Here is a 21875-nt window from a genome sequence, read left to right as displayed (position 1 = left end):
TGAGGATCCCGTCGAAACGCGAGTGTTCCCTTGTCGACAACACATCCTTCCCTCTGCGGAAGGGTCAGGGGCGTTCTTGATGATTTGGTGGGGCGGTTGCTACCCGCTCCATCCTCTCGCCAATCAGGCCATACTCCAGGTGCCTTGGATTGGAGGGGACAATGGCGGTGCCCATTCTGAAAGTGCTTCAGTTGATGGAGGCGAAGGATCTTCGGGCTTTGGCAGCGTCGCGGAAAGTCTCGGAACGCCATTCAGAGAGCGAGGTTCGTCACGCATTGTCTGCCTCGTTCGGTGAGTCCATGCAGCGATTGATTGACGCCCTTGATCGAGAAACGCTTTATCGATTGCTACGCCGCCCCTTTCGGTGGCGGGAGCGTCGCTACTTTTCGCCAGAGCTCGCAAGGCACTCGAAGGACCAGTTGGTGGCCCTGGCGCGAGCAATCTTCGTGCAGGGGGAGGTCCCTCCGGAGTTTGGGAAGGAATCCACCCATTCCGAGTTCAATCTGGATGAGTATCGTGTGACCTCTGGCTCTGTTGCGGCTGATGCGCTGAAGAACGTTGCGGCGCACGGTGCGGAGGACGACGACGACTCAGGCCGCACAGTCGTTGCGCCTGCGATGCAGTATCTGATCGGGCTTTCCCGTGAGTGGAGCCGGCCACGGAACCTCAGTGGAGTGCTTCGTGCCCTCGGAATGGAGGTGCCGGAGAGGCTTCGCTCGTCGCGTTTTCAGGAGGCTGTGCGAAAGCTGATAGCGCTAGGAATCGACATTTCGGAAGCAGATTCAGGCCGGGTCTATTCTCCGCGGGATTCCTCTCCCGGGGTTGATGGCAAGGTGCGTCTCCGCAGGGCTCGTTCCTGACGGCCACGGAACTCTCGTGATGCTTGGGATATTCATCCCGTCGAGGACCATGCTGTCCGGTGAGCTGGTGACGGCGATGGGGTTCGCTCTGACGGACTTTCTTGCGAGCCCTACGAGCTGAGTTCATCCCTCGGTCTCGAGGGAGCGATGTTTGTTCTCATCCCCTGCGGCCAGGTGTGTGCGAGATGAAGGACCCGACTTTCGACAGGGATGCCACCTTCGCCGTCGCTCTCCCAGGGTGGCGCATCCTGGCGGTCCAGCGAAAGCCGCGGTGATGGCGCCTCAGCGCAGACGCCGCTCGCTCTCCGCGATGGGGACGTCATTGGCGCTCATGTCGCGACGGCGCATGAGCCCCTCGTCATTGAACTCCCAATGCTCGTTGCTGGGGGGACGGAACCACTGCCCCTGGGCGTCGTGCCATTCGTACTCGAACCGAATGAAGATGCGGTTCCTCGTGAAGACCCACAGCTCCTTCATCAGCCCGTAGTCCCGCTCCTGCTCCCACTTGCCGCGCAGGAAGTTCCGGATGGCCTTCCTGCCTCGGAAGAACTCCGTGCGATTGTGCCACTCGGAGTCCTCCGGGTAGGCGAGGGCCACCCGGTCCGGGTCCCGGCTGTTCCATGCATCCTCGGCGGCCTGGACCTTGGCTCGTGCGGTCTCCCGCGTGAGCGGCGGGCGAGGTGAAACGGACATGTCCTGCTCCTGTGGTGACGGGAAGGTGTGCTCCCAGACTCCTCCTCTAGGGCCCGCATCAGGGCTCCAAGGCACCACGAGATCTCGTGGTCAACATGCCTCGGACTGGGATAGGGGGGGGCGGCATGTGCGCCGACGCGCTTCAGTCCATCTCCCTGGCCATGGCGCAGGTTCGCTCCTTGGGTCTGTTGATCGCGCGCATCGCGCAGGGGCTGGCAGCACAGCCGGACGTGGCGCGCGTGCGCATCTGGCTCATCGCCCCCGGGGACATCTGCGGCGCCTGACCCCTGCGTGCCGAGTGCCCGGATGCTTCCCTCTGTCTGCACTTGGCGGCAAGCGCGGGGGGCTCGCGAACATCGAGGACTTCTCGCCGTTGGTGACTGGAGCGCAGACGGTGACGAACATCTCGGGGCTGGATGCCGGTAGGCCGCGTGCGCCTCAATCCCGCTCCCAACCGCACCCCGCTTCTGCAGGAGGTGGGGTCCATCGGCTGAGCCCTCTCACGCGACAACCACCTTGACGCTCACCGTCCGGACGGCTCGACGTCCCGGTACACGATTACGTTGCCGGAGATGCCGCCGGCCAAGGCGTTCTGGTCCATCACGATGTATGACGCCAAGACCCAGTTGCTCGTCGAGAACTCCATCAATCGGTATCTGGTGAATACCTCGATGGAGGACAAGTTTGTGTATGGGGATGATGGCTCCCTGACCATCTACCTCCAGAGCGAGCCTCCGTCCGAGGCGCTGATGGCAAACTGGTTGCCAGCTCCCGTTGCCCCCTTCTACGCCGTGATGCGGCTCTACGTCCCCGAGCCCGAGGCCTACGAGGGTGAGTGGAGTCCGCCGCCGATGGTGCGCGCGGGCGACGCTTCAGTGAAGAAGGCCTGACCCGGCGCGCGGAACTGCCTTGGTCAAACAGGCTCTCCCCTGCCCGAGGTGGAGGGGAGGGCCCCTGAGGCAGATGAAACCCACCCGGCGGAGGCTGAAACAGAAACATGCCTGTTTGTCTCGGCCTGGCTGGCGTCTCGACGAGCGGGCGCGATACACAGGGCACTCCCCCAGCTTGATTCCAGCATCCTGGATTGGATTGCTCCGCATGACCCTGTTTCTCTCCTCGCGCTCCGTTCCGATGACGCGCGTCTGTCTCTCCATCCTCGCGTTGGCGCTCGCGGCTTGTGGCTCCACGAAGTCGGAGGACCCACCTCCCAAGGAGCCCCCTGTCACTTGCACGGCTCGCTGTTCGGGGAAGACGTGCGGCGACGACGGCTGCGGAGGCTCGTGTGGGGCGTGCGGCACCGGCCTGGCGTGCTCGGCCTCGGGGCAATGTGTCTCCACCTGCACGCCCATCTGCTCGGGCAAGGCGTGCGGTGACGACGGCTGCGGAGGCTCCTGTGGGACCTGTGCCACCGGCCTGACGTGCTCGGCCTCGGGGCAATGTGCCTCTACGTGCACCCCTGCTTGTTCAGGCAAGGTGTGTGGAGACGATGGCTGCGGAGGCTCGTGCGGGACCTGCGCCACCGGTCTGACGTGTTCGGCCTCGGGGCAATGTGCCTCCATGTGCACCCCTGCTTGTTCGGGCAAGGTGTGTGGAGACGATGGCTGCGGAGGCTCCTGTGGAACCTGCGGCTCGGGGCAGAGTTGCTACGGGGGGCACTGCGCCCGGACCTGCACCCAGGACGTGCGGTTGCAGTCCTTCAGGGCGTTCGCGTCCGGTTCGGCGCCGCGGTGGGTGGCCGTCCGGGACTTCGACGATGACGGCAAGCAGGATGTGCTCTCGGTCAACGACGGAGACAGCATCAGCTTCCTGCGCGGCAGGGGAGATGGGTCCCTCGAGGCGCCCATCCACTCGGCCGTGAGCGGCGTCGTGGATGGAGTGGCCCTCGCCGACTTCAATGGTGACGGCAAGCAGGACCTGGCCATCAGTCATGAGCTCAAGGGCGAGGTGAGCCTGCTCCTCGCGAGGCCCAATGGAATCTGGGGGCCGGCCGTGCGGCATGCGATGGGCTCGCGCCCCTTGGGGCTCGTTGCGGGGGACTTCAACCGGGACGGGAAGGCGGACCTCGCGGCCACCTCCAATCTGTCCACGGGAAGTGTCACCGTCCGGTTGGGCAAAGGGGATGGGACCTTCGCCTCGGCGAGCTCTTTCCCCGTCCGTGGCAATCCCCAGGTGCTCGCTGTTGGCGACTTCACCCGGGACAGCCTGGTCGACCTCGCGGTCATCACCCCGGATGTGAACTCCGGCTCGAGCGTGCTCGTCGGAGATGGGATGGGTGCTTTCGTGAGCAGGGGTTACTTCCTCGCGGGCTCCGAGCCCACCGCCGTCACGGTGGGGGATTGGAATCGCGACGGCAACCTGGACCTCGCGGTGGCGCACTCCACGCCCAGCAGCGCCCTCTCCATCCTCATGGGCAATGGGGCGGGAGACTTCTCCACGGAGGTCCTCAGTGGCGTGAGTGGTCACCCCCGCGCCCTCGTCTGCGAGGACGTCAACCTCGATGGTCGGCTGGACCTGGCGCTGCCCTCTTCCTACTCCGACGGCGCGGTGAGCCTGCTCCTCGGCACCAGCACCGGGGCATTCGGTGCCGTCACTCAGACGGATGCCGGGGCTTTCCCGCAGGGTATCGCCTTCGGAGACTTGAACGCAGATGGCTGGCCAGATGCCGTCACCGGCAGCACGGGGTCTTCCATCCGGGTGATGCTCTCCACCTGTCAGTAACGTCAGGGGCTGGCGGCGTCTCAGCGCAGGCGCCGCTCGCTCTCCGCGATGGGGACGTCATTGGCGCTCATGTCGCGGCGGCGCATGAGCCCTTCGTCATTGAACTCCCAATGCTCGTTGCCGTGGGTGCGGAACCACTGTCCCTGGGCGTCGTGCCATTCGTACTCGAATCGCACGGAGATGCGGTTCCCGGTGAAGGCCCACAGCTCCTTCATCAGCCGGTAGTCCCGCTCCCGCTCCCACTTGCCGCGCAGGAAGTCTCGGATGGCCTCTCTGCCTCGGAAGAACTCCGTGCGATTGCGCCACTCGGAGTCCTCCGAGTAGGCGAGCGCCACCCGGTTCGGGTCCCGGCTGTTCCATGCATCCTCGGCGGCTTGGACCTTGGCTCGGGCAGTCTCCTGCGTGAACGGCGGGCGAAGTGAAACGGGCATGTCCTGCTCCTGTGGTGACGGGAAGGTGTGCTCCCGGACTCCTCCACTGGGTTTGCATGGGCCGTGCCCAGGGCTGTCTCCTCTGGGGCTCGTTCTCCAGGGGCTCCACGGCACCACGAGTTCTCGTGGTCAACGGGCCTTGGACTGGGTAGGGATGCGGCATGTACGCCGACGCGCTCCAGTCCATCTCCCTGGCCATGGCCCAGGTCCGCTCGGTGGACCTGTTGCTCGCGCGCATCGCGCAGGGGTTGGCGGCGCAGCCGGACGTGGCGCTCGCGCGCATCTGGCTCATCGCCCCCGGCGACATCTGCGGCACCTGCCCCCTGCGTGCCGAGTGCCCGGATACTTCACGCTGTCTGCACCTGGCGGCCAGCGCGGGAGGCTCGCGGAAGGGCGAGGAGGCGTGGACGGGGCTGGGCGGGGCCTTCCGACGGTTCCCTCTCGGCATCCGCAAGGTGGGGCATGTGGGAGCCACGGGCGAGCCCGTGCTCCTCCAGTGGGCCGGGAAGGATGCGGACTGGCTCGTGCGCCGCGAGTGGGCCGTGCGAGAGGGCATCCTCAGCTTCGCGGCCCAGCCGCTCATCTTCCGAGGCGAGGTGCTGGGCGTCCTGGCCGTGTTCAGCCGCCGCAAGCTGGGACGCGCGGAGTTCTCCTGGCTGCGCACCTTCGCGGACCACGCCGCGGTGGCGCTCACCAACGCCCGGGCCTTCGAGGAGGTGGCGCGTCTGCGTGCCCAGCTCGAGCTGGAGCGGGACTACCTGCGCGAAGAGGTGAAGGACGCGCTCTCGTTCGGCGAAATCGTCGGACGGAGCGAGGCCCTCCGGCGCGTGCTCCAGCAGCTCCAGCCTGTGGCGGCGACCTCCGCCAGTGTCCTGGTGCTCGGTGAGTCGGGGGTGGGCAAGGAGCTCATCGCTCGGGCGCTCCATGAGCAGAGCCCTCGGCGGGAGCGGCCGCTCATCCGCGTCAACTGCGCCTCCATCCCCCGCGAGCTGTTCGAGAGCGAGTTCTTCGGCCATGTCCGAGGTGCCTTCACTGGCGCGCTCAAGGACCGCGCGGGCCGCTTCCAGGCCGCGGACGGAGGGACGCTCTTCCTGGACGAAGTGGGCGAGATTCCCCTCGAGCTCCAGAGCAAGCTGCTCCGTGTCCTCCAGGAGGGCACCTTCGAGCGCGTGGGCGAGGACGTCACTCGCAAGGTGGACGTGCGCATCGTCGCCGCCACCAACCGGGACCTGAAGACCGAGGTGGCCCAGGGCCGCTTCCGTGAGGACCTCTTCTACCGGCTCAGCGTCTTCCCCATCGAGGTCCCGCCCCTGCGAGAGCGGCTCGAGGATGTCCCCCTGCTCGCGGAGCACCTGCTCGGACGTGTCTGCGTGAAGCTCAACCTCGCGCCTCTCAGGATGAGCCAGGCACAGGTGCAGGCGCTCCAGCGCTACGACTGGCCGGGCAACGTCCGCGAGCTGGAGAACGTCCTGGAGCGCGCCGTCATCCTCTCTCGGGGTGGGCGACTGCGGCTGGAGCTGGCCTTGCCGGACTCCCGAGGGACTTCGGCGCGTGATGCCCGGCCACGCGACTCTGGGGCTCCTTCCACGTTCATCACCGAGAAGGAGTGGCGCCGCAGGGAGAAGGAGAACCTGAAGGCGGCCCTCGCCGCCGCGGGAGGCAAGGTGTATGGCCCAGGAGGCGCCGCCGAGCTCCTCGGCCTGGCCCCGACGACGCTCGCCTCCCGGCTCAAGGCCCTGGGCATCAAGGTCCGCTGAGTACCGTGGCCCAGTGGAGCCACGGAATCTCGTGGGCAACGAATTCTCGTGATGAGCCCGAGGCGGGAAGCATACGAAGGAGCGGTTGAGCGCGTCGGGCCCCGCGGTCTCACGGCTGGCGCCTACCTCGCGCCGGACTCCATGCCGGGCCGGTCGTCGAAGAGCTGATTCCATCGCCCGTCGAACCCACCGTTCTCTGGCAGGTACCAAGGCCCTGGCAGCCAGAAGCCTTGCTCCACGCCGTCCGTCGAGTCCGCGAACCCCGAGTGGACGAAGTAGTCGTGTTGCCACCAGAAGGAGCCGGGGGAGGTCGCATGGCCGCTCGCGCTGGCTCGGGTCTGTCCCCGGGAGTCCACCACGGTGCTGGCGTAGGCGTTGTCATGGAAGGCGTTGGAACCGCCGCCTCCGAAGTCCGACGCGCTGTCGTTCAGCTCGTGAGTGCCCACGAACCACTTCTTCGAGATGTAGCCCTCGCGGTCATCCTCGTTCTCGATGTCACGCGTCTGGGGGAAGAAGCGCTGCATGCCCGCGCTCACTTCGGACTGCCCCGCCTCGTTGACGAGGGCGCTCTCCAGGTAGAAGTCGACGGGCCCGGTGCTCAGCCAGTGCGTCGGGTAGCCACCGTGTTGCCAGTGCGTGGGCAGGATGTCCGCCAGGTCCTGGAGTTCGTAGGTGACGCGCTTCACGTTGGGCCAGGTGATGGTCTTCCCGTTGTCGTAGCGGCTCGCGAGCGCATCCGCCGTCGCATACGTGAGTGCCTGTGCTCCGAAGGTCGTCACCGCCTCCGCTGATGCCTCGGGCACGAAGGCGTAGTGGACGTTCTTCCGTCCTCCGTCGTTGTTGACCCCGGCCTCCGCCTTGCCGCCGCTCGCCATCCGCCCCGCGAAGAAGGCGGAGGTGTCCGTGACGAAGCGCAGCTCCTGGCCGTGCGCCGCGGCGAGCTTGTCGGACCACTCCGCCTGCCAGATGAGCAGGTGTCTGCCCGTGGAGGACTGCATGAAGTTCAGGTCCACGTGGCCCGCCCGGCGCACGACGTTGCGCTTGTGCTGTGTGACCACCGCGTGCGCCACCGACTCGCCGCTTCCTGGCGCGCCCACCACGTTCTTCACGAGCATCTCCACGCGCTCCCAATCATGGAGCTGGTAGTCGCCCGCCGCGTTCTTATCGAGCGCGTGGTACACGTGGTAGATGAGGACGAGGTTCTTGCTCCCTCCGTCCATGAACTCGATGAGCGACGTGTAGAGCGTCGGGCGGATGCGCCATTGGGCATGGGCGCCTGTCCCCGCTCGGGCTCCGTCCACGTACTGAGGAACCTGTTTCCAGTGGAGCTTGTTGTTCGAGAAGTCTCCGTCCTGGTCGAAGTCGAAGCTCGTCACCCAGTCGTAGCCGTGCCTCCCATCGTCCCCGTTGCCTCGCTTGAGGATGATGGGTGCGTAGTGCTGGAGAAACGCCTGGCGTTGTGCGGTCGTCAATGACCACGCCTGTGCATGGGCTTCGCCCGGCAGGCACAGCAGGGTGAAGGTGACTGCGAGCACGCCGTACAGGCCGAGCCCTCGGAGCAGCGGGGCACGTCTCGGGGTGTCTGGGGTCATGGTGCCCAGCAAAGCATGGGATGTGAGGGATTCGCCAAGTGTGCTCCCCGCGCACGAGGCATTGTGTTGCTTGATGCGTCACAGGGGGCGTGCGAGGAGGGAGGCATGCGCGATGACTCGAATGGCGGTGGCGGAGGTGTGCCTCACCTGAGCGCGGAGGAGTTCCGCGAGCTGGGGCATCGGATGGTGGATTGGATCGCGGACTACCAGGCGCGGCTGGAGTCCTTCCCCGTGCGCTCCCAGGTGGCTCCGGGTGACGTCGCATCGAAGCTCCCCTTGCATCCTCCCGAGGAGGGGCTGGGTGGGGTGAGTGGCTGGGATTCCATCTTCAAGGACCTGGAGGACATCCTCCTGCCCGGGCTGACGCATTGGCAGTCTCCGTCGTTCTTCGCGTACTTCCCGGCGAATGCGTCCGGGCCCGCGGTGCTGGGTGAGCTCCTGTCCGCGGGGCTGGGTGTGCAGGGCATGCTCTGGTCCACGAGTCCCGCCGCGACGGAGGTGGAGACGCGCGTCTTGGATTGGCTCGCGGAGCTGACGGGGCTGCCCGAGGACTTCCGCTCTACGTCCGACAAGGGTGGGTGTGTCATCCAGGGCACCGCGAGCGAGGCCACCCTGGTTGCGATGGTGGCGGCGCGCGAGCGTGTCCGTCGTCGCGGCGCACCCGTGGATTCCGAGTGGGTGGCCTATGCCTCCACGCAGGCGCACTCGTCCGTGCTGAAGGCGGCGATGTTGTGTGGCGTCGCGCATGGGGCGGACGACAAGGCCCATGTGCGGCTCATCGAGACGGATGCCCGCTACGCGATGCGGCCCGATGTGCTGGAGGCTGCCATTCGCGAGGACCTGGCCGCGGGTCGTCGGCCTTTCTTCGTGTGCGCCACAGTGGGGAGCACCTCCTCGGGGGCGGTGGACCCCGTGCGTGCGGTGGGGGAGGTGCTGGCTCGCACGGGTGTGGGCGACGCTGGGGGCTGGCTGCACATTGACTCGGCGTGGGCGGGGGCGGCGCTGGTGTGTCCCGAGCATCGGGGCTTGCTCGAGGGAGTGGAGGTGGCGGACTCGCTCTCCTTCAATCCTCACAAGTGGCTGCTCACCAACTTCGACTGCAATGCCTTCTACACGCGGGACCGCAGGGCGCTGCTCGAGGCCCTCAGCGTGACGCCGGAGTACCTGCGCAACGCCGCGAGCGCGAGCGGGGCGGTGATGGACTACCGCGACTGGCAGGTGCCGCTGGGGCGCCGCTTCCGTGCGCTCAAGCTGTGGTTCGTGTTGCGTCACTATGGCGCGCGGGGATTGCGTGCGCACATCCGTGAGCATGTGCGGCTGGGCGAGTGCTTCGAGCGCTGGGTCGAGGCGGACGAGCGCTTCGAGGTGTCCGCGCCGCGTTCCCTGGCGCTGGTGTGCTTCCGCTTGAAGCCTCGCCTCGGGGAGACGCCCTCGGACACCGATGGGCGCAACCGTGCGCTGATGGAGCGGGTGAATGCTTCGGGCAAGGTCTTCCTCTCGCACACCGTATTGCCTGGAGTGGACGGACTGCCGCCTCGCTATGTGTTGCGCATGGCCATCGGCTCGACGACGACGGAGGAGCGGCACGTGCGTGCCGCGTGGGAACTCCTCGCATCATCGGCCGGCTGAGAAACGTCACGAGCTGCCGCCATGTGAGCTGGAGCATGGCGACCGCAACGGAAGGATACGGCCGAGCCTGTTGCTCAGGCCGCGCGTTGCGGAGGATGGTCGCCAGGTCATGACGGCGGGGTCGTGTGGCATCTCGGGTCGGGTGGCGGTGGCCCCGGGAGTCTGTCGTCTCGCTCGCTGGTGCCCAGCGCACGCCGCGTTGCTTGCCCGGGCCGCTCAAGCCGGGCCTTGCGCGGCGGCGCCTGTGGCATCATGACCCTTGTTCATGGTGCCGCACCGCCCCGTCTCGTTGGTCCTCAGCTATCAGTACCCCGGCAAGTACGCCTTCACCGTGCTCGCGGGCGCCGTCGAGTCCGACCCGACGCTCGCGGACGTGAAGCTGTTCTTCCCTCGAGACCGCGAGACCTTGCTCGCCACGGTGAAGGAGCGCGCGGACGCGGGTGACACCGTGGTGGCCGCGTGGTCGTTCTACTCGGCCAGCTTCGCCGCCTCGGCGGAGGAACTGACGTGGGTTCGCGAACGACTGGAAGGGCGCTCCGTCCTCTGCATCGCCGGCGGCGTCCACGCGACGGCCGAGCCGCTCCAGACGCTCCATGCCGGCTTCGACCTCATCGCCATCGGCGAGGGTGAGCACTCCCTTCGTGAGCTGCTCGCTCGCGTCCAGCGAGGGGACGAGCCCCGTGACACCCACGGCGTGGCCTGGCTGAAGGACGGCAAGCTGGTCCAGCACGGCCGGGGCGAGGGCGTGAAGCTCGATGACTTCCCTCCCTTCGCCGCGCGGAACGCGATGTTCGGGGCCATCGAAATCACGCGCGGCTGCATCTACGCATGCCGGTTCTGTCAGACGCCCTTCATGAGCAAGGCGCGCTTCCGCCACCGCTCCGTGGCCAACGTGGCGCACTGGGCCCGCGAGCTGCGCCGCTCCGGGCGCCGGGACATCCGGTTCATCACCCCCACGTCCATGTCCTACGGCACCGCCGACGAGACGATGAACCTGGCCGCCGTCGAAGAGCTCCTCGCGGCGGTGAGCGAGGCCATGGCCCCCGACGGGCGCGTGTACTACGGCACATTCCCCTCGGAGGTCCGCCCCGAGCACGTCACCCCCGAGGCCCTCGCCCTCCTCAAGCGCTACGTCCACAACGACAACCTCATCATCGGAGGACAGTCCGGCTCCGAGCGCATCCTCCAGAGCACTCGGCGAGGCCATGACGTGGAGACTGTCGTTCGTGCCACGCGCCTCGCGGTGGAGGGTGGCTTCGTCCCCAACGTGGACTTCATCCTGGGCCTGCCCGGTGAAGAAGCCTCGGACGTGGAGGCCACCGTGGCCCTCATGGAGCGGCTGGCGGAGCTGGGGGCCCGTGTTCACGGACACGCCTTCATGCCGCTGCCAGGGACTCCCTTCCGCGACGCGCCTCCGGGACAGGTGGATGACGAGACGCGCCGCAAGCTCGACAAGCTGGCCTCGCAGGGGCGCCTGTATGGCCACTGGAAGCAGCAGGTGACGCTGGCCGAGGGAATCGCGTCGCGACGCCGTCCGCGTGCGGGCTGACCTCGCCGCGCTTCGGGCCGCCCCCGTCTCGCGAGGTCGAACGCTCGTCTCGGCAGGTCGTCGAGGAGGCTCCTGAGCGGGCCAACGGTACCCGCGATGGCCAGACCTCCTGTGAATGCACGAGCGCTTCCACCGATTCGCGCATCACGTCGCGATGGTCTCTGGCTCCCAGGTCACGTTCTTCGTGGCGCTGGGCGGCATCGTGGGCTGGTGCCTGCTCGGGCCGCTCTTCTCGTTCAGCGACAGCTGGCAGCTGGTCATCAACACCGCCACCACCATCATCACGTTCCTGATGGTGTTCCTCATCCAGGCGACGCAGAACCGCGATGCGAAGGCCCTGCACCTGAAGCTGGACGAGCTCATCCGCGCCCGCAACATCTTCGCGGACCTGGAGGACGCGACCGACGAGGAGCTGGCGGACTTCGAGCAGCAGTTCCAGCGCCTGCGCGCGAGCTGGAAGAACCGTCGCGATGCCCAGGAGGACGACGACGAGGCGGCCCGCGCCGACGCTCCGGATTCAGCAGGCCCTCGATGAGACCCGCTGGGGCTCCGCCTCGGAAACCTCCCGACTCGCGTCATCCCACCAGGACCGGGTTCGCCACGGTGCCGAGGTCGGCTCCCAGGCCGCCCCCTCCCCGCGACAGGTGGCCGTCACTTCCTCGGGCCCGCGAGCGCCCAGGCGCTTAGGATGGGCGTGCGATGTCCTCCGACGAAACCCCGCCCTACTGGCTGCTCATCTCCGTCCTCTTCAGCTCCCAGCCGCTCTCCCCCTCGCTCGCCATGACGCTGCATCAGACGGCGTACGAGCTGCACGAGCGGGGCGAGGGGATGAAGGAGGTCGCCGGGGACATGCTGAGCGGCAAGGTGCGCAACCTGCGCAAGGACGTGGCGCTGGGCGGAATCGCCGGGCCCGCCTTCGAGGCCGAAATCGAGACCGAGCGCGGCTCCGGCGTCGTGCGCTTCATCCTCACGCGCCAGGGCCTGGAGATGATGCGCCAGCAGCCCGCGTCCCCGCCTCGCCCGAAGTACCTCAACTGAAAATGAAAAGGGCCCGGTCCACGGGCCCCCTGCACCACTTCCGCTGGGACAGAGCGACTACTCGCGCTCCAGGTCCACCTTCATGCGGTTGCCCATGTGGAAGATGGAGTTGTTCAGCGTCGCCGCGGACAGCTCCGCCAGCTCCGTCATGACCTTCTGCTCCTCGGCCTGCTGCGAGCCCGGCTTCGCGGCCCCGGCGCCAGCGGCGGCGCCCCCTTCCGGGGAGATGGGCCCGCGGCCCACGGCCGACAGGTAGGAGTTCAGCATGCCGCTGTGCGAGGAGCCTCCCACCGAGGCCAGCGCCGACTGAACCACCAAGCCACCGGTGGACATCAGCGGGTCACCCGGACGGGCGGCGGCGGACATCATGCTGTTCTGCTGCTGGAGCCGCGAGCCGAAGCCCACGCTCGAGGACGCGGCGGCGGCCTGCTGCGTCGGGGCCTGGACCCGAGGACCCGTGAGATGGTTGATGCGGCTCATGGCTGCTCCGTGGCGGTCCGAGCACGCACGAAGCGCGAGTCTCGGAGGTCTGCCCACATTATCGCCCGAGGCCCCGGAAAGTTGCGTCCCGTGGATCAGCGAAGGACCGCCCGCATGAAAAACGCCCAGAGGCCGCGGGCTTACGGGCAAGGTGCCCGCTCCCACGGCCTCCAGGGGACTTCACCGCCGAGGCGGACTCCTAGAACTGATGGGCCTCGGTGGACTCGTGCAGGGCCAGGGTGCTGGCGGAGCCGCCGGAGATGACCTCGGCGACCTGGTCGAAGTAGCCGGTGCCGACCTCGCGCTGGTGACGCGTGGCGGTGTAGCCGTCCTTCTCCGAGCCGAACTCACCCTGCTGGAACTCGCTGTACGCCGCCATGCCGCGGTCGCGGTACTTGCGCGCCAGCTCGTACATGGAGTGGTTCAGTGCGTGGAAGCCCGCCAGGGTGACGAACTGGAACTTGTAGCCCATGGCGCCCAGCTCGCGCTGGAACTTCGCGATGGTCGCGTCGTCCAGGTTCTTCTTCCAGTTGAAGGACGGCGAGCAGTTGTACGCGAGCAGCTTGTTGGGGAACTTCGCGCGGATGGCCTCGGCGAACTTCTTGGCCTGCGCGAGGTCCGGGGTGCTGGTCTCGCACCACACCAGGTCCGCGTACGGCGCATAGGCCAGGCCGCGGGAGATGGCGCAGTCCAGGCCGCCGTTGAGGCGGTAGAAGCCCTCCGGCGTGCGGCCATTCTTCCGGTCGATGAACGGGTGGTCGTACTCGTCCGCGTCGCTCATCAGGAGCTTGGCGCTGTCGGCATCCGTGCGCGCGACGAGCAGCGTGGGCACGCCCATGACGTCGGCGGCGAGCCGCGCGGCGTTGAGGGTGCGCACGAAGTGGCTGGTGGGCACCAGCACCTTGCCGCCCATGTGGCCGCACTTCTTCTCGCTGGCGAGCTGGTCCTCGAAGTGGACGCCCGCGGCGCCCGCCTCAATCATGCTCTTCATCAGCTCGAACGCGTTGAGCGGACCGCCGAAGCCGGCCTCCGCGTCCGCGATGATGGGCGCGAACCAGTAGCGGTCGCTCTTGCCCTCGGCGTGGTCGATCTGGTCCGCGCGGCGCAGGGCGTTGTTGATCTTCTTCACCACGGTGGGGACGCTGTCCACCGGGTAGAGGCTCTGGTCCGGGTACATCTGCCCGGCCGAGTTCGCGTCCGCCGCCACCTGCCAGCCCGACAGGTAGATGGCCTTCAGGCCCGCGCGGACCATCTGCACGGCCTGGTTGCCGGTGAGCGCGCCCAGCGCGTTGATGTAGTCCTCCGTGTGGAGCAATTCCCACAGGCGCTTGGAGCCGACCTCCGCCAGCGTGTGGCGGATGGGCAGCGTGCCCTGCAGCTTCTTCACGTCCTTCTCGGTGTAGTTGCGCGTGATGCCCTCGAAGCGGCGCGCGTGCAGCTTGGCGTGAGGGGAGGTGTCCGGGGTCGTCGTGGTGGCGTCGTACATCGCAGGCTCCTCGGTGAAGCAGTGAAAGGTGGGTTGGCGGGTGGGCGGTGATTCAGTGAGTGGAGTCGAGCGCCTCGTAGGCGGGCAGGGTGAGGAAGTCCTCGAAGGAGGGGGAGGTGGACAGCTGCTCGAAGAGCTCGCGAGCGCGCTGGACGTGGGCGGCGCCATACTTCTCGTGGACGCCCTCCTTCTCCAGGCGGGCCATCTCCTCGCGCAGGAGCGTGCCGAACAGCTCGGGCGTCACCTTGCGGCCGTCCTCGAGCGAGGCGCCGTGGTGCAGCCACTGCCACACCTGGGCGCGGGAGATCTCCGCGGTGGCCGCGTCCTCCATCAGGTTGTAGAGCGGCACGCAGCCCAGCCCCCCCAGCCACGCGGCGGTGTACTGGATGCCCACGCGCAGGTTGTGGCGCAGGCCCTCCTCGGTGCGAGTGCCGGAGGGGACCTTGAGCAGGTCTGACTCGGTGATGCGCACGTCCTCGCGCTTGTTGGAGAGCTGGTTGGCGCCCTTCATGTTCGCGTCGAAGATGTCGCGGGCCAGGGACACGAGGCCGGGGTGGGCGACCCAGGTGCCATCATGGCCGTTCTTCACCTCGCGCAGCTTGTCGGCGCGGACCTTCTCCAGGACGGCCTCGTTGGCGGCGGCGTCGCCCTTGATGGGGATGAACGCGGCCATGCCGCCCATCGCGTGCACGTGGCGGCGGTGGCAGGTCTGGATGAGCAGCTGCGAGTAGGCGTTGAGGAACGCCTTGTCCATCGTCACCTGGCCCCGGTCCGGGAGCACCACGCTGGTGTCCGACTGGAGCGTCTTGATGAAGCTGAAGATGTAGTCCCAGCGGCCGCAGTTGAGGCCCGCGGAGTGCTCGCGCAGCTCGTAGAGGATTTCGTCCATCTCGAAGGCGGCGGGGAGCGTCTCGATGAGGACCGTGGCCTTGATGGTGCCCCGGGGGATGCCGAGCGTGTCCTGGGCGAGCACGAACACGTCGTTCCAGAGGCGGGCCTCCAGGTGGCTCTGCATCTTGGGCAGGTAGAAGTAGGGGCCCGTGCCGCGCGCGAGCTGCTCCTTCGCGTTGTGGAAGAAGAACAGGGCGAAGTCGAAGAGCGAGCCGGAGATGGGCTTGCCGTCGATTTCGACGTGGCGCTCGGGCAGGTGCCAGCCTCGGGGGCGCACGAAGAGGACCGCGGGCTTGTCGTTGAGGGCGTAGTGCTTGCCGCCCTCGGCGGTGAAGGAGATGCGGCGGCGGACGGCGTCGCGCAGGTTGAGCTGGCCCCGGACGACGTTGTCCCAGGTGGGGCTGTTGGCGTCCTCGAAGTCCGCCATGAAGACGTTCGCCCCGGAGTTGAGGGCGTTGATGATCATCTTCCGGTCCACCGGGCCGGTGATCTCCACCCGACGGTCCTGGAGGTCCGCGGGCAGCGGCGCCACGGTCCAGTCGCCCTCTCGGAGGGCCTTCGTCTCCGGCAGGAAGTGGGGGCGCGCGCCCTGGCGCCAGGAGGCCTGCACGGCCTTGCGACGCTCGAGCAGCCCTTCCCGACGCTCCCCGAAGGCGCGGACCAGCCGGGCCACGAAGGCCAGGGCGTCTGGGGTGAGGACCTCCCCGTAGTCGGGGTGCCACGGCCCCTTCACCGCCACGCCGGCGCCGAGGGCCGGGCTCTTCGAAGGGGGGGCTTCCGAGGTCATCTCAACTCCTTGGCTTGACGCGTTGTAAATCTGCTTCGACGGCTCGGAAGATGAATCTTCAGAGTGTGTAATGGAAGTGATGGTCAATTTGTGCCTGCTTGCCTGTAATCCTGTCAACAGGCTCCGTATTAAATTTGTAAATCAGTAGACGTGGCGGGGGTTTGGCCCGGAGGGGGGCGGGTGCAATCGGCGGCGCGGGGGCCCGTAGACAGGGCATGGACGCGATGAAGCGATGCACGGGTTGCGCGGAGGAGATGAAGGCGGAAGCCTCGAAGTGCCCTCACTGCGGGACGCGCGCGACGCGACTGCACCGGGGCGTGGACGGGCGGATGCTCACGGGCGTCTGCGCGATGCTGGCGCGGGAGTTCGGCATCGACGCGGCGTGGGTGCGGGTGCTGCTGGTGGTGGGCACGATGTTCACCGGCGGCACGCTCCCCTTCGTGTACGTGATGCTCTGGGCCTTCACGCCTCCGACGGCGATGGGGCGCCCCCCGCTCCAGCGCACGATGGAGTGGCTGTCCCGGCTGGGGCAGTCCGCGGACGTGCGCCACCTGGAGCGGCGCGTCTGAGTGCTCACGGCGTGACGGGGCGCTGACGCCTTTCGGGTGCCGGCGCCCCGAGCCTGTTATGCGAGGGCTCTTCGGATTCACTCATCCAGGAGCCTTGTGCGTGAGTACTCGCAACGTTCGCATCGAGAAGGACACCTTCGGCCCCATCGAGGTCCCCGCTGACCGGCTGTGGGGTGCCCAGACGCAGCGCAGCCTGGAGAACTTCGCCATCTCCACCGAGCGCATGCCGCCCGCGCTCATCCGCGCGCTGGTGCTGGTGAAGAAGGCCGCCGCCCGCGTCAACGTGGAGAACGGCACCCTGGCGAAGGACAAGGGCGACGCCATCGTTCGGGCCGCGGACGAGGTCCTCGCCGGCCAGCACGATGCCGAGTTTCCGTTGAGCGTCTGGCAGACCGGGAGCGGCACGCAGACCAACATGAACACCAACGAGGTGCTTGCCAACCGGGCGTCGGAGCTTCTGGGCGGCGAGCGCGGCGAGGGCCGCAAGGTCCACGCGAACGACGACGTCAACAAGGGGCAGAGCTCCAACGACGTCTTCCCCACCGCGATGAACGTGGCGGCGGCCACCGCCCTGGTCGAGCACGTGCTCCCGGAGCTGAAGGCGCTGCGCGACGTGCTCGCGGACAAGTCCCGGGACTTCATGGGCGTGGTGAAGGTGGGGCGCACCCACCTGCAGGACGCGACGCCGCTCACGCTGGGCCAGGAGTTCAGCGGCTATGTGGCGCAGCTGGACCTGGCGCGCTCCCACCTGGAGCGGGTGCTTCCCCACCTGCACGAGCTGGCCCTGGGCGGCACCGCCGTGGGCACGGGATTGAATGCGCCCAAGGGCTATGCCGAGCGCGTGGCGAAGGAGATTGCCTCCCTGACGGGGCTGGCGTTCGTCACCGCGCCCAACAAGTTCGAGGCGCTGGCGGCCAACGACGCGCAGGTCCAGGCCCACGGCGCGCTCAAGGGGCTGGCCGCGGTGCTGTTCAAGGTGGCCAACGACATCCGCTGGCTGTCGTCCGGCCCGCGCTCCGGCCTGGGGGAGATCACCATCCCGGAGAACGAGCCGGGCAGCTCCATCATGCCGGGCAAGGTGAACCCCACCCAGAGCGAGGCGCTCACGATGCTCAGCGCCCAGGTCATGGGCAACGACGTGGCCGTGACGCTGGGGGGCGCCTCCGGCAACTTCGAGCTCAACGTCTTCAAGCCGCTCATCATCCACAACCTGCTGCAGAGCTGCCGGCTGCTGGCGGACGGCATGCGCAGCTTCCGGCTGCACTGCGCGGTGGGCATCCAGCCCCACCACGCCCGCATCCAGGAGAACCTGGAGCGCAGCCTGATGCTCGTCACCGCGCTCAATCCGCACATCGGCTACGACAACGCGGCGCGCATCGCGAAGCAGGCGCACAAGGAGGGCAAGACGCTCAAGGAGGTGGCCGTGGCGCTGGGGCTGGTCACCGCCGAGCAGTTCGACGCCTGGGTCCGCCCGGAGAAGATGACCGGCCTGTAGAGCCCCGGGTGTCCTACACCCGCCGTCCGGATGCCCGCCAAGGGGGTATCCGGGGGGCGGGGCCCGCACCAATCGTGGGCCAGCGCACGGTGAGGGAAGAACGGGCGGGCGCGAGGGCCCGAGGGCGATTAGGGTAGGGGCGCCATGAACGTCCCCTTCGTCATCGAGACCACGCACCGCGGCGAGCGGGCGTATGACCTCTACAGCCGGCTCCTCAAGGACCGCATCATCATGCTGGGCACGCCCGTCAACGACGACGTGGCCAACATCATCGTCGCCCAGCTGCTCTTCCTCGAGTCCGAGGACCCCGACAAGGGCATCAACCTCTACATCAACTCGCCCGGTGGCTCCGTCACCGCGGGTCTGGCCATCTACGACACCATGCAGTACGTGAAGTGTCCGGTGTCCACCATCTGCGTGGGCCAGGCCGCGTCCATGGGCGCGCTGCTGCTGCTGGCCGGCGCGAAGGGCAAGCGCTACGCCCTGCCCAACAGCCGCATCATGATTCACCAGCCGCTGGGCGGCGCGCAGGGCCAGGCCACGGACATCGACATCCAGGCCAAGGAGATCCTCCGCCTGCGCAGCTACCTGAATGGCCTCATCGTGAAGCACACGGGCCACTCCATCGAGCGCATCGAGAAGGACACCGAGCGCGACTACTTCATGAGCGCCGAGGATGCCCGCCAGTACGGCATCATCGACGAGGTCGTGGAGAAGCAGCAGCGCCTGTCGGCCCCCGCGCCGAGCGCGAAGTAGCCCCTTCGGGGACGTCCCCGCTCCTCATGGCGGAGCGGGGACACGAAGCCTCCTGACGTGGGCCGGCTTGGCGCGGGGATTCCCGCCCGCCTGCTCCTCGGAGGACTCCCTGGCCCCCCTCGCGCAGGGCGTGCGCCGGGGCGGCAAGCGGGCGCAAGGCTCGCGCGTCACGGAGGCCGCTCCCTCGGGTGCCCGGTGGCATGGCCAATGCTCAAACTGGACCCATGGCCTGGACCTGCTCGCGCACCCTCCGCCGATTCATGCTGCCCACCGCCCTGCTGGCCGCCGGGGGCTGCGCCGGGAATGGCCCCACGGGAAGGCCCCCTCAGCCTCCCTCCTCGTCCACCGTGCAGGCGGAGCTGGGGGAGCGGGACGTCATCCAGGCGGGACAGGAGTACGCGCGCCACAACAGCATGCTGCTGGCCGAGTCGGGCGAGGCGGTGGAGATCCGCCCCAACTTCTGGCGCATCCGCTTCGGGCTCAAGGACCGGCCCGGCCGGGGCGTGGAGCTGGAGTTCGACGAGCTGGCCCGCAAGGTGACGCGGGCCCAGGAGATTGAAATCGTCCCGGGCGCCACCACGCCCCCGGTCGTCGTCCCGGGCCAGGGCGCGGACGCCCCCTCCGGAGGCGGAGCGGGGCGCGGTCCCATTCCCTGAGCCAGGGGACTACGGAAGCTGGGTGATGCGGTCCAGGGCCGGTGCGGGCAGCGGCGTGGCCTGGCTGCTGTGGGCCTTCATGAAGACCTCCAGCGCGTCGATGTCGACGGCGCCTCCCAGCCGGTCCTTGCCCTCGGTCAGCACGTCGAAGCCGTCCCCGCCGCTGGCGAGGAAGCTGTTGACGGTGACCCGGTACGGCGCGGCGGGGTCCAGCGTCACGCCGTTGAGTTGGATGGAGGCCGGGTCGATGCGGCGGCCCAGGGGCGCCGAGGCGCTGAACGCATAGGAGAAGCCCGCGGACGGCTGGAGGACTCGGGTGATGAGGTTGGGGCCCGACTGCTGCCACTGCCGCTCCAGGAGCTGCTCGATTTGCGCGCCCGTGAGCGTCATCGTGACCAGGGTGTTGCCGAACGGCTGCGTGGTGAAGAGCTCGCCGTAGGTGACCTCGCCCACGTCGGCGGGGTTGCTGGCGTCTCGGGATATCTCTTCACGCACGCCGCCCGGGTTCATGAAGGCCACGTGGGCGCCGCCCAGATTCGCGGCCCGGGTGGCCTCCCATTGCGAGTCCGCGATGACGAAGCCCACCGTGGACTGGCCCGCGGGGTCCATCTGGGTGAAGGGCGTCTTGAGCGTCTGTGACACCCAGCCGACGACGCGGTTGGCGAGCGGCGTGGCGCGCTGCTGGTACTTCGCCACCAGCTCCTTCACCACGCTGTCCTCCGCCACGTCGCGGGTGACGATGACGTTGTTCGCCTTCGCCTCCAGCACGTCGCCGGTGGTCTTGCTCAACGTCAGGTCGATGTCGGTGACGAGCCGGCCCACGGAGGCCGCGCTGGTGACGAGCTTCCCGTCGATGACGCAGTTGTAGGCCTGGTGCGTGTGGCCGCTGACGATGACGTCCACCGCGTCGTCCAGGTCCTTCGCGATGTTGACGATGGCCCCGGAGATGCGGCCGTCCGCGCCCGAGCCCTTGCACTCGTTCACCAGCGAGCCCGGGGCCGGGACGCCGCCCTCGTGTACGACGACGATGATTGTTTCCACGCCTTGCCGCCGCAGCTCCGGTACCAGCGCGTTGACTGTCTCCACCTCGTCCTTGAACACGAGCCCCTTCACGCCCGTGGGCGTGACGAGCTCCGGCGTGCCCTCCAGTGTCATGCCGATGAAGGCCACCTTCACGCCCTCGAACTCGCGCACGTCGTAGCGAGGGAACAGCGTGCGGTCCACGTCGGTGGCCACGTTGGCCGCCAGGTACTTGAACCTCGCGCCGGGGAAGGCATCGCCATCCTGGCAGCCGTCCACCGGGTGGCAGCCGCCGGACTGCATGCGCAACAGCTCCGTGCTGCCCTCGTCGAACTCGTGGTTGCCCACCGCGACCAGGTCCAGGCCTATCTGGTTCATCGCCTCGATGGTGGGCTCGTCATGGAAGAGCGCGGAGAGAATGGGCGTCGCGCCAATCAAGTCTCCCGCCGCCACCACGACGGTGTTGGGCTGGGTCGCGCGCAGCTGCGCGATGTGCCGGGCGAAGTACGTCACGCCCCCCGCGTTCACTCGCACGGGGCCTGCGTCCTCCACGCCCGTCAGAATCTGGCCGCCGCCTCCGGTGGGCGGCTCCAGCTGGCCGTGAAAGTCATTGAACGCGAGGACCTGCACGCTCACCGTCGCGCCCGCGTCGGGCGGCCCCGCGTCACCGGGCTCGCTCCCGCAGCCCCCGTGGGCGAAGAGGACGCCCCCCGTGATGAAGGCTCCGGCGAGGAGGAAGACGCTGGGGCGCGCGCTCAGGCGGTACGGCGGACGAGGGGGCTGTGACATGGATGCGGCTCCTGCGTGCAGGGCGGACACCCTACCCGGTTTCAGGGGCCCCACCGTGACTTCATGGCGACCCCGGTGAAGCGCTTGCCTCGCCGCCGTCTGGCGGGGGTGTCACGGGGCGGGGGCGTGAGAACAGAACAGCAGCTCGGCGGGACCTCCCACGCGGCCGACGAGGACGGCGACCTGCCCGTGCGCGCGACCGAAGCGCTCCGCGTCCGCGCGAGGCAGGCCGGGGACGAAGAGGCTCTGCTCGGACCAGCTTCCGTCCTCGGCCTCGCCGATGGCGGGCGCCACGCCCCAGCCTCCCGCGATGAGCTGGGAGACCAGCCGCTCCTGCGCGCGCTGGTTCTCCTCCTTGCTCCGAGGGCGCGAGCCAGGATTCCACGCCGTCAGGAAGGCCCACTCCCGATGGCCCCGCGCCGCCAGCGCCGCGTCGAGCGAGGGGTGGAGTCTGCCCACCCTCAAGACCTGCTCCACGCCGTCCGTGGAGGCGTGAGGTCGGATGACATACCGCGTCGCCCGGTAGGCCCCCAGCAACTGCTCCTGGTCGAGCTGTCTCATATGCCGTGCATTCTCTCGCCGGCCCCCGCTCGCTGTCACCCCAGGGACTCCAGTCCTGGGTGAATATCCAAAAGCACCCAACGTCAGACGGCGCCGAATCGTTCCAAACGTTTCAGGG

20 protein-coding genes and 1 pseudogene are annotated in these 21875 nt (G+C 68.1%); 13 read left to right on the top strand and 8 right to left on the bottom strand.

Features of this window, described 5'->3' with window-relative positions:
• The first annotated feature begins 161 nt into the window (after nt 1-161).
• Nucleotides 162-860, top strand: coding sequence for a hypothetical protein (locus MYSTI_RS43460; RefSeq protein ID WP_015352577.1), 699 nt, complete (start codon nt 162-164; stop codon nt 858-860).
• Between the two features lie 282 nt (nt 861-1142).
• On the opposite strand, the gene MYSTI_RS34995 is transcribed toward MYSTI_RS43460, so the two are convergent.
• Nucleotides 1143-1553, bottom strand: coding sequence for a nuclear transport factor 2 family protein (locus tag MYSTI_RS34995; RefSeq protein WP_015352576.1), 411 nt, complete (start codon nt 1551-1553; stop codon nt 1143-1145).
• 125 nt (nt 1554-1678) lie between these two features.
• On the opposite strand from MYSTI_RS34995, the gene MYSTI_RS44015 reads away from it, so the two are divergent.
• The 3 genes and pseudogenes from MYSTI_RS44015 (at nt 1679) to MYSTI_RS44010 (ending at nt 4271) form a co-directional block, all read left to right on the top strand.
• The gene (locus MYSTI_RS44015) at nt 1679-1837 is read left to right on the top strand and encodes a hypothetical protein (protein WP_015352575.1); all 159 of its coding nucleotides are present in this window, start codon (nt 1679-1681) and stop codon (nt 1835-1837) included.
• Nucleotides 1838-2092: 255 nt separating this feature from the next.
• Nucleotides 2093-2443, top strand: a pseudogene (locus MYSTI_RS34985) (DUF1214 domain-containing protein); the annotation flags it as partial.
• A gap of 796 nt (nt 2444-3239) precedes the next feature.
• Nucleotides 3240-4271 (top strand): FG-GAP repeat domain-containing protein, encoded by a 1032-nt coding sequence (locus MYSTI_RS44010; protein ID WP_052351117.1) that lies wholly within the window; start codon nt 3240-3242, stop codon nt 4269-4271.
• 20 nt (nt 4272-4291) lie between these two features.
• Here MYSTI_RS44010 and MYSTI_RS34975 read toward each other — a convergent pair whose 3' ends face one another.
• Nucleotides 4292-4702, bottom strand: coding sequence for a nuclear transport factor 2 family protein (locus MYSTI_RS34975; protein WP_015352572.1), 411 nt, complete (start codon nt 4700-4702; stop codon nt 4292-4294).
• Nucleotides 4703-4863: 161 nt separating this feature from the next.
• Here MYSTI_RS34975 and MYSTI_RS34970 point away from each other — a divergent pair, with 161 nt between their 5' ends.
• The gene (locus tag MYSTI_RS34970; protein WP_015352571.1) at nt 4864-6459 is read left to right on the top strand and encodes a sigma-54-dependent Fis family transcriptional regulator; all 1596 of its coding nucleotides are present in this window, start codon (nt 4864-4866) and stop codon (nt 6457-6459) included.
• Between the two features lie 122 nt (nt 6460-6581).
• Here MYSTI_RS34970 and MYSTI_RS34965 read toward each other — a convergent pair whose 3' ends face one another.
• Nucleotides 6582-8051 carry a hypothetical protein gene (locus MYSTI_RS34965; RefSeq protein ID WP_015352570.1) on the bottom strand — a complete coding sequence of 490 codons (1470 nt, stop codon included), beginning with the start codon at nt 8049-8051 and terminating at the stop codon, nt 6582-6584.
• Between the two features lie 105 nt (nt 8052-8156).
• On the opposite strand from MYSTI_RS34965, the gene MYSTI_RS34960 reads away from it, so the two are divergent.
• The 4 genes from MYSTI_RS34960 (at nt 8157) to MYSTI_RS34945 (ending at nt 12267) form a co-directional block, all read left to right on the top strand.
• Nucleotides 8157-9680, top strand: a complete 1524-nt coding sequence (locus tag MYSTI_RS34960; RefSeq protein ID WP_015352569.1) for a pyridoxal-dependent decarboxylase — start codon at nt 8157-8159, stop codon at nt 9678-9680.
• Between the two features lie 265 nt (nt 9681-9945).
• Nucleotides 9946-11229, top strand: a complete 1284-nt coding sequence (locus tag MYSTI_RS34955; protein WP_015352568.1) for a TIGR04013 family B12-binding domain/radical SAM domain-containing protein — start codon at nt 9946-9948, stop codon at nt 11227-11229.
• A gap of 115 nt (nt 11230-11344) precedes the next feature.
• Nucleotides 11345-11764: a low affinity iron permease family protein gene (locus tag MYSTI_RS34950; RefSeq protein WP_015352567.1), complete on the top strand. Its 420-nt coding sequence runs from the start codon at nt 11345-11347 to the stop codon at nt 11762-11764.
• Between the two features lie 164 nt (nt 11765-11928).
• Nucleotides 11929-12267: a hypothetical protein gene (locus MYSTI_RS34945; RefSeq protein WP_015352566.1), complete on the top strand. Its 339-nt coding sequence runs from the start codon at nt 11929-11931 to the stop codon at nt 12265-12267.
• A gap of 57 nt (nt 12268-12324) precedes the next feature.
• On the opposite strand, the gene MYSTI_RS34940 is transcribed toward MYSTI_RS34945, so the two are convergent.
• The 3 genes from MYSTI_RS34940 to aceB all read right to left on the bottom strand — a co-directional run bounded on the left by MYSTI_RS34940 (nt 12325) and on the right by aceB (nt 15911).
• A complete protein-coding gene (locus tag MYSTI_RS34940; protein ID WP_015352565.1) occupies nt 12325-12747 on the bottom strand; it encodes a hypothetical protein in 423 nt (140 codons plus the stop codon).
• Nucleotides 12748-12946: 199 nt separating this feature from the next.
• The gene (gene aceA, locus MYSTI_RS34935) at nt 12947-14233 is read right to left on the bottom strand and encodes an isocitrate lyase (protein WP_015352564.1); all 1287 of its coding nucleotides are present in this window, start codon (nt 14231-14233) and stop codon (nt 12947-12949) included.
• Nucleotides 14234-14285: 52 nt separating this feature from the next.
• A complete protein-coding gene (gene aceB, locus MYSTI_RS34930; protein WP_015352563.1) occupies nt 14286-15911 on the bottom strand; it encodes a malate synthase A in 1626 nt (541 codons plus the stop codon).
• A 224-nt stretch (nt 15912-16135) separates the two neighbouring features.
• On the opposite strand from aceB, the gene MYSTI_RS34925 reads away from it, so the two are divergent.
• The 4 genes from MYSTI_RS34925 to MYSTI_RS34910 all read left to right on the top strand — a co-directional run bounded on the left by MYSTI_RS34925 (nt 16136) and on the right by MYSTI_RS34910 (nt 19387).
• Entirely contained in the window at nt 16136-16480 is a 345-nt protein-coding gene (locus tag MYSTI_RS34925; RefSeq protein ID WP_233278056.1) for a PspC domain-containing protein, read from the top strand.
• 100 nt (nt 16481-16580) lie between these two features.
• Entirely contained in the window at nt 16581-17975 is a 1395-nt protein-coding gene (fumC, locus tag MYSTI_RS34920) for a class II fumarate hydratase (RefSeq protein ID WP_015352561.1), read from the top strand.
• 144 nt (nt 17976-18119) lie between these two features.
• Nucleotides 18120-18731 (top strand): ATP-dependent Clp endopeptidase proteolytic subunit ClpP, encoded by a 612-nt coding sequence (gene clpP, locus MYSTI_RS34915; RefSeq protein ID WP_015352560.1) that lies wholly within the window; start codon nt 18120-18122, stop codon nt 18729-18731.
• Nucleotides 18732-18955: 224 nt separating this feature from the next.
• On the top strand, nt 18956-19387 hold the full coding sequence (locus MYSTI_RS34910; protein ID WP_044282184.1) for a hypothetical protein: 432 nt from the start codon (nt 18956-18958) through the stop codon (nt 19385-19387).
• Between the two features lie 9 nt (nt 19388-19396).
• Here the strand turns inward: MYSTI_RS34910 and MYSTI_RS34905 are convergent, their stop codons facing one another.
• The gene (locus MYSTI_RS34905; protein ID WP_015352558.1) at nt 19397-21196 is read right to left on the bottom strand and encodes a bifunctional metallophosphatase/5'-nucleotidase; all 1800 of its coding nucleotides are present in this window, start codon (nt 21194-21196) and stop codon (nt 19397-19399) included.
• A gap of 111 nt (nt 21197-21307) precedes the next feature.
• Nucleotides 21308-21757 (bottom strand): DUF3293 domain-containing protein, encoded by a 450-nt coding sequence (locus tag MYSTI_RS34900; protein ID WP_015352557.1) that lies wholly within the window; start codon nt 21755-21757, stop codon nt 21308-21310.
• Between the last annotated feature and the right edge of the window lie 118 nt (nt 21758-21875).

The organism is Myxococcus stipitatus DSM 14675, assembly GCF_000331735.1.
Classification (GTDB): Bacteria; Myxococcota; Myxococcia; order Myxococcales; family Myxococcaceae; genus Myxococcus; species Myxococcus stipitatus.
This window is presented reverse-complemented; position numbering and strand designations above follow the sequence as displayed.